This window comes from Azonexus sp. (assembly GCF_036170495.1).
Classification (GTDB): domain Bacteria; phylum Pseudomonadota; class Gammaproteobacteria; order Burkholderiales; family Rhodocyclaceae; genus Azonexus.
On sequence record NZ_JAVHPH010000480.1, the window covers coordinates 1 to 1,542 of the forward strand.

General features: G+C 56.7%; 2 protein-coding genes. One reads left to right on the forward strand and one right to left on the reverse strand.

Going from position 1 to position 1,542, the window contains the following annotated elements:
* Positions 1-119: 119 nt before the first annotated feature.
* Positions 120-287, reverse strand: coding sequence for a hypothetical protein (locus ADADOO_RS17320; RefSeq protein WP_511278764.1), 168 nt, complete (start codon positions 285-287; stop codon positions 120-122).
* A 360-nt stretch (positions 288-647) separates the two neighbouring features.
* Here ADADOO_RS17320 and ADADOO_RS17325 point away from each other — a divergent pair.
* The coding region (locus ADADOO_RS17325; protein ID WP_511278765.1) for a TRAM domain-containing protein at positions 648-1,542 on the forward strand (895 nt) is incomplete at its 3' end.

Consider the following 1,542-nt stretch of genomic DNA (forward strand, 5'->3'; position numbering starts at 1 on the left):
AAGAGGCAATAAAATCTGAATTGATCGGTGATCAGGAGCTACCTAATCAGTCAGCAATTATAGCAACAATTTATTTTGTCTGGGTGAGACTTGCTGCGCTGCAAAATAGGGCTTGAAGATCAGAGCCCAAGCGCAGTGCTGGTCACACTTTCTCCTCCTTCTGACCAGATTTCCTTGAAGCGGGTTAAATAGGGGCGGACTTCGTCAATTTCATCGACGAGCAATTTGCTGCGCGGCAAATCTCGTTCGAAGCGGATCAGGGCGTGCTGGTCGTCAACGAGGATCATGCTGTCCCGAAAATGGGCAAGCTGTGGCGGCGTCTGACGGGCAACGGCAAGATGGCCGTAGGTGGTGAGCAGGTTGAGAAGTAGTGGGTGTTTCTGCCGGATCGGACCGCCATTGCGAACGGCTATTTGCAGGGTATCGCGCTCACCCGCCTGAAGGATGCGTTTTATATGAAGCAGGCGGGGGGGGGGATTCTAGCTTCAGTGTGACAAGGTCTTCGTCATAAATGCTGATCTTATGACAGGCAATGGCCAGCAGACGGTCGAGCGCCATCTGGTAGTCTGCCCATGAGGTAATTAGTTCGCGAGCCATGGCGCATAGTGTAACCGATTGATAAAATTCGCGCTTTTTTGGAGTTGACCGTGCCAATCGGGATCATTGAATCGCTGGACCACGAGGCACGCGGGATTGCCCGTCAAGATGGCAAGACTATCTTTGTCGATGGGGCCTTGCCCGGTGAAACCGTTGAATACGCCAGTTTCCGGAAAAAATCCAAATTCGAGCTGGCGAACCTCGTTCGCGTTATCAAGCCTTCAAATGCTCGTGTCCTGCCGCGCTGTCCGCATTTTGGTGTTTGCGGCGGGTGTGCCATGCAGCACATGGATCCGTCGGCGCAGGTCGCCGCCAAGCAGCGCGTGCTCGAAGACAGTCTCTGGCACATCGGACGCGTTCGTCCGGAAACGATCCTGCCGCCGATTCAGGGCGAGCCTTGGGGTTATCGGCACCGGGCTCGACTGGCGGTTCGCCAGGTTTCGAAAAACGGGGACGTGCTGATCGGTTTCCATGAATGGCGGAGCAGCTATATTGCCGACATTCGAGGCTGCGACATTTTGCCGCCCCATGTCTCGGCCCTGCTGATGCCGATGCGCGCACTGCTGCGCGCATTGACTGTGGCCGAGCGCATCCGCGAGGTTGAGGTGGCGGTTGGCGAGCATTGTACGGCGGTGCTGTTGCGCATTCTGGATCCGCTCACTGCGGCTGACGAGCGGTTGTTGCGCGATTTTGCCGACCGGCATGCCATTGTCTTCTACCTGCAGCCGAAGGGGCCGGATTCCATCCGGCGTTTTCATCCGTTGCCCGGCCAGCGTTTGTCGTACACCTTGCCCGAGTTCGACCTCGAGTTCGATTTCAAGCCCAATGATTTTACCCAGGTTAACCATGCGGTGAATCGCGTGCTGGTTCGCCGCGCCATGCGCCTGCTTGACCCGCAACCGGGCGAGCGGATCGCCGACATGTTCTGCGGCCTGGGGAATTTCA

What these genes read in the sequence shown, in the direction of transcription:
- ADADOO_RS17320 (WP_511278764.1), bottom strand. Translation starts at nt 287, where the DNA reads ATGATCCTCGTTGACGACCAGCACGCCCTGATCCGCTTCGAACGAGAT.